At 71.7% G+C, this 314-nt stretch carries 1 protein-coding gene; it reads right to left on the bottom strand.

Translation table 11 applies throughout. The features are described 5' to 3' along the window. The coding region (locus tag QMZ92_RS35975; protein ID WP_349307801.1) for a helix-turn-helix domain-containing protein at positions 1 to 314 on the bottom strand (314 nt) is incomplete at both ends.

The raw sequence follows: 314 nt of genomic DNA, 5'->3' as shown, positions 1-314 counted from the left end.
GGGGCTGCGGCCCAGCTCGGCCGCAATCGCCCGGACCGTGGCCTTCTCTCGCAGCCGGTCAGCGATGTGAATGCGGTCGGACTCACGCAGGTAGCGGGAAGGGCCGGGCGGGGGCGCCACCGTGGTGATCGGTGGCGCCCCGACATGCCCACCGGACGGGGCACGGCCGTTGCGCCACCGCCTGCCGGTCTTCGGGTTGATGCCGACGACCCGGCATGCCTCCGCGTTGCTCACACCATGCTGCATGAGCTGAAGGTAGAGGCGCCGTTCCTCGGACAAGGGACGGCGCCCCTGGATGACGGACCGGTCCCGGA

It is taken from the genome of Streptomyces sp. HNM0645 (assembly GCF_030056615.1).
GTDB lineage: Bacteria > Actinomycetota > Actinomycetes > Streptomycetales > Streptomycetaceae > Streptomyces > Streptomyces marianii.
Note: the sequence above shows the minus strand (reverse complement) of the source record. Positions and strands in the feature narration are given on the sequence as shown.